This is a genomic window from Streptococcus sp. HMSC034B03 (genome assembly GCF_001838575.1).
GTDB lineage: Bacteria > Bacillota > Bacilli > Lactobacillales > Streptococcaceae > Streptococcus > Streptococcus anginosus.
Window position 1 is genome coordinate 244792 of the sequence record NZ_KV837637.1, and the last position, 381, is coordinate 245172.

1 CRISPR repeat array is annotated in these 381 nt (G+C 44.1%).

The features are described 5' to 3' along the window. A CRISPR array of direct repeats spans positions 1-316; the repeat unit is 30 nt; unit sequence TCCCCTCTCGAGGTAACATGGGTTATTAAC. Positions 317-381: the final 65 nt, after the last annotated feature.

A 381-nucleotide genomic window follows, 5' to 3' on the forward strand; every position in this document is an offset into this window, starting at 1 on the left:
TCCCCTCTCGAGGTAACATGGGTTATTAACCTTCTTAAGAAAAGTTTATAAGAAGATGAATAGGTTTCCGTCCCCTCTCGAGGTAACATGGGTTATTAACGCTGAAAATGGAGACGGTTATAGAGTGTATCTTAGGTTTCCGTCCCCTCTCGAGGTAACATAGGTTATTAACTGTTGTCGGTTGGCCTTTCTACATCGCCTTTCCTGTGTTTCCGTCCCCTCTCGAGGTAACATGGGTTATTAACTAATGGTTATGGTCGTAAGAATACACCTAAAACAGTTTCCGTCCCCTCTCGAGGTAACATGGGTTATTAACATGCAAACGTACAGGCTAAACAGAGAGCTCTAGAAGTTTCCGTCCCCTCTCGAGGTAACATGGGT